The following is a 9,464-nucleotide window of genomic DNA, read 5'->3' as shown; positions in this document are numbered from 1 at the left end:
TTTCTCGACCACATGATCGGCATGGTCGAGGGCGCGAAGCGCCAAAAGACCCCCAACGAGATCGCGCTGACGATCCTGCTGGCCGGCCTCTCACTGGTCTTCCTGTTCGCCACGGTCACCCTGCGGCCGTATTCCGCATTCGCCGTGTCCGCAGCGGGCTCGGGCGAGGTCGTCAGCATCACGGTGCTGGTCGCACTGCTCGTGTGCCTGATCCCCACCACCATCGGCGGGCTGCTCTCCGCCATCGGCATCGCGGGTATCGACCGCCTGTTGCGCGCGAATGTCATGGCCATGTCGGGCCGCGCGGTCGAAGCCGCGGGCGACGTGGACGTGCTGCTGCTCGACAAAACGGGCACCATCACGCTCGGCAACCGGCAGGCGTCGGCCTTCCTGCCCGCGCCCGGTGTAGACGAACGCGAACTCGCCGACGCCGCGCAGTTCGCGTCGCTCGCCGACGAGACCCCCGAGGGGCGCAGCATTGTCGTGCTCGCCAAGGAGCGCCACAACCTGCGCGAGCGCGACCTGCGCCAGGTGGGAGCGCGTTTCGTGCCCTTCACCGCGCAGACGCGAATGAGCGGCGTCGATCTCGACGGCATGCAGATCCGCAAGGGTTCGGTCGACGCGATCCGCGCGCACGTCGAACTCCTCGGCGGTGCGCTGCCGCCGGCGGTCGATGAGGCGGTGTCGCGCATCTCGCGCGAGGGCGGCACGCCGCTCGTCGTCGCCCGCGACGTCGAGGTGCTGGGGTGCGTGCAGCTCAAGGACATCGTGAAGGGTGGCATCAAGGAGCGTTTCGCCGAGCTGCGCGAGATCGGCATCAAAACGATCATGATCACCGGTGACAACCCGCTGACCGCCGCGGCAATCGCGGCCGAGGCCGGCGTGGACGACTACCTCGCGCAGGCGACGCCCGAAAAGAAACTGGCCCTCCTCCGCGAGATGCAGGCCGGTGGGCGCATGGTCGCCATGACCGGCGACGGCACCAACGACGCGCCCGCGCTCGCCCAGGCCGACGTAGCGGTGGCGATGAACACCGGCACGCAGGCCGCCAAGGAAGCCGGTAACATGGTGGACCTCGACTCGAACCCGACGAAGCTGCTCGACATCGTGCGCATCGGAAAGCAGATGCTCATCACGCGCGGCGCGCTCACCACGTTCAGCCTCGCGAACGACGTGGCCAAGTATTTCGCCATCATTCCCGCCGCTTTTGCGTCCACCTATCCGGCGCTCGGCGCGCTCAACGTCATGCGCCTCGCCACGCCGCAAAGCGCGGTGCTGTCGGCCGTCATCTTCAACGCGCTCATCATCATTGCGCTCGTGCCGCTGGCGCTGCGCGGCGTGAAGCCTCGCCCGATCGGCGCGGCGAGGTTGCTGGCGCATCACCTGCTGGTGTACGGCGTCGGCGGTCTCGTCGCCCCGTTCATCGGCATCAAACTGATCGACATGATTCTCGTCGCCGTGCACCTGGCGTAAGGGAAAAGGACACCGAAATGACCCCCATCTGGAAACCCGCCCTGCTGATCTTTCTCACGCTCACCGTGCTGACGGGGGTCGTGTACCCGCTGGCGGTGACCGGCGTCGCACAGCTCGTATTCCCCCACCGCGCGACCGGAAGCCTGATCGGCCCCGCCGAGCGGCCTGCCGGATCAGAACTCGTCGGTCAGATTTTCGACGACCCGAAATATCTATGGGGACGCCCGTCGGCCACCGGTCCGACGCCGTACAACGCCGCGTCGTCATCCGGATCGAATCTCGGCCCCCTGAATCCGGCTCTCGCCGACGCAGTCGGATCGCGCATCGCGAACCTGCGCAAGGCTGATCCGGAAAACGCCGCGCCGGTTCCCGCGGATCTCGTGACCGCGTCGGGCTCCGGCCTCGACCCCGACATTTCGCCCTCCGCCGCGCAGTATCAGGTTCGGCGCATCGCGACCGCGCGGGGAATCGACGATGCGCGCGTGCGCACCACGATCGACGGCTGTGCAAAAGGTCGCCAGTTTGGCATTCTCGGGATGCCCCGAGTGAACGTGCTGTGCGTGAATCTCGTCCTGGACGGGATCGCGCGCTAGATCGGGCTCGACGTGGAACATCAGCGCCCCGATCCGGAATCCCTGCTGAAGACCGCGAGCGACGAGGCCGCGAACGAAGGCCGCGGCAAGCTCAAGGTCTTCTTCGGCGCATCGCCCGGCGTGGGGAAAACCTACGCCATGCTCGAAACCGCGCGGCGGTTGCGCGATCAGGGCATCGACATCGTCGTCGGCGTGGTCGAGACGCACGGTCGGGCCGAGACCGAGGCGTTGCTCGGAGGGCTGGAAGTTCTTCCCCGGCGAGAAACGATCTATCGCGGCATCACCCTGCGCGAATTCGACCTGCTGGCCGCGCTCGGCCGACGCCCGGCCGTGGTCGTCGTGGATGAACTCGCGCACACGAATACCCCCGATAGTTGGCACGCCAAGCGCTGGCAGGACGTCGAGGAACTTCTTCGCGCGGGCATCGACGTGCTCACCACCGTCAACGTGCAGCACCTGGAGAGCGTCAACGATCTCGTCGCGAAGATCACCGGCGTGGTCGTGCGCGAGACGGTGCCCGACGCGATCTTCGACAACGCCGCCGACGTGGAGCTCGTCGATCTGACATCGGACGACCTTTTGCAGCGTATGCGCGACGGCAAGGTGTACATCCCGTCGCAGGCGTCGCGGGCGATGGACTCCTTCTTCGCCAAGGGCAACCTCATCGCGCTGCGCGAGCTCGCCTTGCGGCGGATGGCCGATCGCGTCGAGACGCAGATGGAGCAGTATCGCCGCGCGCAGGGCTCGGCGCAGCCGGCGTTGGCGGCGGATCGCTTCGTCGTGGCCGTGAGCCCGAGCCCCTTCGCCCAGCGCGTCGTGCGGGCGGCGCGCCGTCAGGCCAACCGCCAGCGTGCGGAGTGGGACGTGGTATACGTCGAGGTTCCGGGAGCCGCGCCGCTCTCCGCCCAGGATCGCGAGCGCGTGTTTCAGACGCTGCGTCTCGCCGAACAGCTCGGCGCGCGGGCCGTGACGCTGACCGGCGACGACGCGGTGGCTGAGATCATCCGCTACGCCACCCTTCGCCGCGCCGGCCGCATCATGGTGGGCAAGCCCGGGAGGCGCACGCTTCGCGACCGGCTGACCGGCTCCTTCGTCGACGATCTCATTCAGAACGAGGCGGGCATCGACGTGCACGTCGTGCGCGGCACCGCCGAGGAAATCGTGCGCCACCGCACGCGACCGACGTCGCCCTCCGTGTCGCGATCGCCGTACCTCGCCGCGCTGGCCGTCATGGCCGTTTGCACGGCGATCGGCTGGCCCGTCGCGAAGTATTTTCACGAGACCTCGACCGCGATGTTGTACGTGCTCGGCACGGTCGTCGTTGCGCTTGCATGGGGGCGCGGACCGGCCTTCGCCGCGTCCGTCGTCGGAGTCCTGTGCTACGACTTTTTTTTCATCCCGCCGCACTTCACCTTCGCGGTCGGCGACGTCCGCTATGTCTTCACCTTCGCGGTCATCCTGATCGTCGGAAACGTCATTGCAAACCTCGCCCTGCAGGTGAAGCGCCAGGCCGACAGCGCGAGACGCCACGAGCGGCGCACCCGCGCGCTATACGAACTCACGCGCGATCTCGCCGCGACGCGAACGGCCGGCGAGGCGGTCGAAGCGACGCGACGAGCCGTCGCCGCCATCGTCGGCTGCGAGACCGCGGTCATCCTGCGAGGGGCCGACGCCGAGCCGGTCGTCTCGGGCGAACACGCGTCGCCGGTCGCGGAATGGCCGATGGACCTCGCACGTTGGGTGCTCGATCGCGGGCAGGTCGCGGGGCTTGGCACCGACACGTTTCCCTCGTCGGACGCACTGCTCATGCCGATGAACGGCACGACGGAGTGCGTTGGCGCGCTGGCCCTGCGACCGCCGGATGCCGCGTTCGCCCGCGACACCGAGCGCATGCTGCTGCTCGATGCCCTCGCGCGCATCGCCGCCGGCGCCCTGGAGCAGAGGCGGCTGCTGAAAGAGACGCAGGACGCGCGCATGCAGGTCGAATCCGAGCGCCTGCAAAGCGCCCTGCTCGCATCGGTGTCGCACGACCTGCGCACGCCGCTCGCGACCATCACGGCCGCGGCGGCGGGGCTCGCGGACGGCGTTGGCGGCGGGGACGAGGCCCGGCGGCGTCACCTCGCGGACCTGATCCGTCAGGAAGCCGAGCGTCTGGAGCGGCTTGTCGGCAATCTGCTTCAGATGACGCGGCTCGAGTCCGGCGCGGTGCGCCCGAACCTCGATTGGCAGTCGGTCGAGGAACTCGTCGGCGCGGCGATCCGGCGAATGGATCGAGAACTCGTCGGGCGAACGGTGGAGGTGGAGGTGGCACCCGACGTGCCGCTCGTGAAAGCCGACGCGTTGCTGATCGAGCAGGTGTTGCTCAACCTGCTCGACAACGCGGCCAAGCACACGCCGCCCGCCACGCCGATCGAGGTCGCACTTCGCCGTGACGGCGACGCGGCGGTCGTTTCGATCGCGGACCGCGGTCCCGGCCTTCCCGCCGGAAGCGAGGAGCGCGTGTTCGAGAAATTCTTCCGATCGACCATGTCCGGCGGCGCGCCCGGCGCGGGTCTCGGCCTCGCCATCGTGCGCGGATTCGTCGCGGCGCACGGCGGCTCGGTGACCGCGCGGAACCGGCCTGGCGGCGGCGCGGTCTTCGAGGTGCGTCTGCCGGTGGGCGCGGCCGATGCAGTCGGCGAGGTCGAGTCGCACCGCGAGGCGCAATCATGACGCTGGAACCGAAGCTGCTCGTCATCGAGGACGATCCGCAACTGCGCAAGCTCCTGCGCGTGTCGCTGCCGCCGAACGGCTACGCGCTGATCGAAGCGGAAACCGGCGCCGAAGGCGTGCGCCTCGCCGCGTCGCACAACCCCGATCTCGTGATTCTCGATCTCGGTTTGCCCGACGGCGACGGCGTGGATGTGCTGCGCCGCATCCGCGAGTGGAGCCGGGTGCCCGTCATCGTGCTCACCGCGCGCGGGCGCGACGAGGACAAGGTGACGACACTCGACGCCGGCGCCGACGATTACCTGACCAAACCCTTCAGCGTGCCGGAGCTGCTCGCGCGCATCCGCGTGGCGCTGCGCCACGTGGCGGGGCGAGAAGGGACGGGCGAGCCGTCGGTGACGTTCGGCGACGTGACCATCGACTTCGCGCGTCGCGTCGTCACCCGGGCCGGCGAAGAGATCCATTTGACGCCGATGGAGTATTCACTGCTTGCCACGCTGACGCGCCACGCGGGCAAGGTGCTCACGCACCGGCAGCTTCTGAAAGAGGTCTGGGGTCCGAACCACGTCGATCAGACGCAGTACCTGCGTGTCTTCATGGGATCGCTGCGCCAGAAGCTCGAGGCCGAACCCGCGCGTCCGAAATACCTGCTGACGGAAACGGGCGTGGGGTATCGGCTGGTGACGGATTGAGAAAGTTGGAACGCGCACATCTCGGCACGAGCTATGCAGCCCCGGAAACTCACATACTTTTTCGCAAACTTCGGCACACTCGAAACCCCGGAACTTCGCAGGAAAAAATGCGAATTTCCCCCTGGGATCATCCGTCACCGCTACGGCGACAGAATAATCAATTGATTTCATTGAGTTTATTCGCAATCGGGATCTCCCGAAGCTAAACGGGGCACCGGCGAAATGCCCTCAAATTCCCACGCGAAAAATGAAACGAGGCTTCACTTTTTTCTGGCAATGCACGCAACAGTCTGCTATCATCCGTTCAACATGGCCGACCGAATCGCGGAGGGAGTCCATGTCCCCGCTCAAACAACGAAACACTGATGCTGACCCCGACCACGGGAGCGCTGAGTGGAACTACGTCGACGCGATTCCTCGCTTCGTCGGCGCGACGGTTTGGCTGCTCGCCCTTGTAGTCGTCGCGACCGTATTCGGGTGCGGCGGCGGGTCGGAAGAGGGGGGGGCGGAGTGGTATGGTCACGACGAAACCGGCGCCACTTGCCCATAAAAACCATACCGGTTGGTGCTACGAGCATTTTGAACCGAAGTCGGAGGTGCAACTGTGATCGCGACCTTGAAAACGCCCGGAACGAAACGGCCGAAGACTTCGCTTTCCGAGTCTGCGGCGCGAGTGTTTCAGGTTCTTCTGGCGGCCCTCGCGATCGAGACTTTCTCCGTGCAATGCGCCGTGAGCGAAGGGACGGAGCAAAGCGCGTCGGGCTTCGAAAGCCCGGCGTCCACACAAGAGACGATTCGCGAGTGCTTCCGGAACTGCTCGACCGAGGAGTTTCGGACGCTCTACACCGCCGATGCGGAGAAAACGCTGTCGAAAGAGTCCCTCTTGGAAGACCTGTACGATATTCCAAGTGGGGAGTTGTCGAAAGTGATCGACAACCTCCATGCCGTGTGCACGGATGACGACATCCGGCGCCTCGCGGCATTCACTCACCGAAATTGCGATACTACGCAACTGACCCGATATATGATACTTCAGTTGCTGATGAGACGCAGGGAGACCGCAAGAGAGTTTACCGACGAAGTTGTGACAGATCTGACCGCAAACTTCGAAACGTCAGGGTTGTACGCGGCGTGCGGCGCAGAAAATCGAAGTCAAATCTTAGGAGCGACGGCAAATTACTTATCAACCTACATCAGAAATGACAAACACAACTATTCACATCTTATCGAAGAAACTTGCAAAAAGCAGTCCAGCTGTCAAAGTTCGTGCATCCACCATATGGACTTGTTGCAAATTACGAAATTCGACAGTACCGACAATAAATCACGGAAAATCTGGAGCAGCAGCGGCTATGGAGTCTTCATCGATCGGGCGACCCAAGAGCATTATAAAATTGATCGATCCCTCGCGAAAGCACTTGGGCCAAACATCGGAACCGCCGTGGTGTCTCCGTTCGATACAACTTCCGCCGAAGAGTTCGAAACGAGACTGGGATATATCGTTGCTTCCGGGATAGTTGACACGAGGACGGCTTTAGGAATATATTTACCTCATTTTCAAAGAAATTTCCGTGAGGATTTGATGAATTACTTGCGTTTAATTCCACATGCGATGGCCGCATTGCACTGCCAGTGGCGACTGGAATTTGATCTGTGCAATGTCGACTTGCTGTTCGAAGATGACTTAAAAACCTTTAAGTGGTTCTTTGACGAAACCGTGAAAAACGGCGCCCAGTTTCCGAAGAAACAGCAGGATCATATTGCCGCGGAGGTGCTTCGCGCAAAAACAGCTTACTATTCGCAATACCAAGCGGCAACATCCGCGGAAGCTTGCCAAGACATCTATTTTTCACAAGCCGAGAAATTGACGGGTCATAAATATACTATTGTGGACGCTGGACAGGGGGAATGAACGTGTTAGGCGATAAATCAACAATTCTCCTGCGCGCCATTGTAGAGATTTTCATGTACTTCGCTATAGGATGTTTTTCGTCTCGGGCATTTGCCGGCGAGAATTCAACACATTATGTAGCGCCGTACATTGCTTCCGAAATGTTGACCACATGTAAAAGTGATCTCGATCCAACCGCAGAGTGTAGCGCTGTGTGCGTTCCTGAAGATGGTAGTCACGAGTTTTCGAGTATCGGCGAAAAAAACGATGCCGACTTCTGGTATAAAAATACGAATGCCGGAGCCAACAATTCTGTGCCTTCGTATCAAGCTGTCATAAATCATCTTGACGCAAGAATCTTGAATGTGGCCAGATGGGACAAGTCAGTCTTGGAAAGCTCTGAATCCATGAGTCGAATTATAGCAGGAAGTGGAACACAGAGTGGATGCGACAACTTGGAAGCACGCGCGCGTGTGGATGTTTCATTTCAGCCTACGGGGGTCACGCCGTTTGACTACGACAGGAAAAAATGCGGCGGGTATGCTCTTTTGTATAACCCGGCTACTCAATCCGCATTTGAAACAGAGGAATTGTGTTTAGAAGCAACCGGAAATTTCAATTGTGTTCCCGACGAGGACGAGGCAGCCATTGGAACCTCGGAACGATATAAGCGAATGTTGAGGTCTTTCGATGGATTCAGTATGGAATCTGTTGAGGGCTACGCACAGCCGATAATTGTGAAATCCTTGGGTGCTTGTGCCACTTGGGTTACATCTGTCGCCGGTTGTGCGGCAGATAAAATTATCGTTGTGCCGATGCCAACCCACTGGGTCGAAATGGGCCACGCGACTCCGGGTTACTACGGCTCAACTCTTGGACTCACCTTGGTTCATGAATATTTTCACACTGCATACAATATGTCAGATCTTCCATGTTATATCGTTCCAACGACGACGGTGCCGACAACGACAACAACCACGACGGGTCAGGGATCGACGACGATCATTACAACAACGACGTCGACGACGACGACAACGATCGACCCGACTGATCCGACCCAGTGGGGTTGTATGTATTCGACAGCTATTCCGGTCTCTGGATACAACGCATACGAAGCATGTGACATTACGGACACCCCTTCTTGTTTCAGTAAATGTATGTACGGTCGCTGCGTTGGCAATGAATACGGCGCGCACTCGAATGTATTCGAAGGACGTCAATATTGTTCTGATAACATCATGAGGAGGGGCGGCGACGTCGTTTCCTGCATCGATAGAAATATTATCATGGGCGATCCATTAGATCAGGCATGTCCAAAAGTTGCAAATGTTGAGGTGGGTGGACCGTTTCGACGTGATGACGGTTATAATAGGCAATATGTTTATCGATATCCGCCAAGTAACAACGAACCACTTGTTCGCTTTCATTGGGGTTACGATAATGATATATTGGAGGACGGGCAGTTAACCGTTCGAATCGCGCTTTCGCGAAAGCGTTCTGGAGATGATGTATTTCGCCTCGTGTCCGAGGAGTACGTTTCGCCGGAGTATGGAAATACTTGGGGAGGACATGGCGGTTCTTACTCTTTTCCTATCGACTCCAGTTTTGTTCAGGGGGAGGCGTATAGAATATCGGCCGGCATTATGCTTGCCTCAACAGATATATACTATGCCGGAAAGGGAACAGGCACATTCTACGTTGTCGACGGCCCCCCACCTCCCCCTCCTCCGCCTCCGCCGGATTGTCAAGAGGATGGCGGATACGCCTTCTGCCGTGATTATTACGATAACCCAAATGCGTTCTGTCAATTTTCCGAGGAGGGAGATATTTACGGCCACTGCGTAGACGAGTACGTTCCGCCTCCTCAGTCAACGCTCCCTCCTGTTACCACAACCACGATCCCCCCAACCACAACGACGATGCCGACCACGACGACGACCATCGAGACGCCGACGACGACAACAACCACGGAGCCGTACGTCCCGGACGACGACACGGGCGACGACGATTGCACGGAGACTGACGTCACTCCGGCGTGCGTGCATGAACTGATCTCGGGACCGACTCCCGCAGCCGCGTCGGCACCGGACCATCAGTTTCAGGCGA

The 9,464-nt window shown here is 61.2% G+C and carries 6 protein-coding genes; all 6 read left to right on the top strand.

What is annotated here, in order from left to right; translation table 11 throughout:
* Positions 1 to 1,473 (top strand): potassium-transporting ATPase subunit KdpB (kdpB, locus tag IT350_11685; protein ID MCC6158703.1); only part of this gene is annotated, 1,473 nt, incomplete at its 5' end.
* 17 nt (positions 1,474 to 1,490) lie between these two features.
* Positions 1,491 to 2,066, top strand: coding sequence for a potassium-transporting ATPase subunit KdpC (kdpC, locus tag IT350_11680; protein MCC6158702.1), 576 nt, complete (start codon positions 1,491 to 1,493; stop codon positions 2,064 to 2,066).
* 12 nt (positions 2,067 to 2,078) lie between these two features.
* On the top strand, positions 2,079 to 4,778 hold the full coding sequence (locus tag IT350_11675; GenBank protein ID MCC6158701.1) for a sensor histidine kinase KdpD: 2,700 nt from the start codon (positions 2,079 to 2,081) through the stop codon (positions 4,776 to 4,778).
* A complete protein-coding gene (locus tag IT350_11670) occupies positions 4,775 to 5,467 on the top strand; it encodes a response regulator (protein MCC6158700.1) in 693 nt (230 codons plus the stop codon). Before IT350_11675 ends, IT350_11670 begins: the two co-directional genes overlap by 4 nt.
* A 604-nt stretch (positions 5,468 to 6,071) precedes the next feature.
* Positions 6,072 to 7,379, top strand: coding sequence for a hypothetical protein (locus IT350_11665; GenBank protein ID MCC6158699.1), 1,308 nt, complete (start codon positions 6,072 to 6,074; stop codon positions 7,377 to 7,379).
* The coding region (locus IT350_11660; protein ID MCC6158698.1) for a hypothetical protein at positions 7,376 to 9,464 on the top strand (2,089 nt) is incomplete at its 3' end. The genes IT350_11665 and IT350_11660, both read left to right, overlap by 4 nt.

It is taken from the genome of Deltaproteobacteria bacterium (assembly GCA_020845895.1).
Lineage (GTDB): Bacteria > Lernaellota > Lernaellaia > JACKCT01 > JACKCT01 > JADLEX01.
The sequence above is the reverse complement of the archived record's forward strand: the minus strand, read 5'-3'. Positions and strand labels throughout refer to the sequence as shown.

What these genes read in the sequence shown, in the direction of transcription:
- IT350_11670 (MCC6158700.1), top strand. Translation starts at nt 4,775, where the DNA reads ATGACGCTGGAACCGAAGCTGCTCGTCATCGAGGACGATCCGCAACTG.
- kdpC (MCC6158702.1), top strand. Translation starts at nt 1,491, where the DNA reads ATGACCCCCATCTGGAAACCCGCCCTGCTGATCTTTCTCACGCTCACC.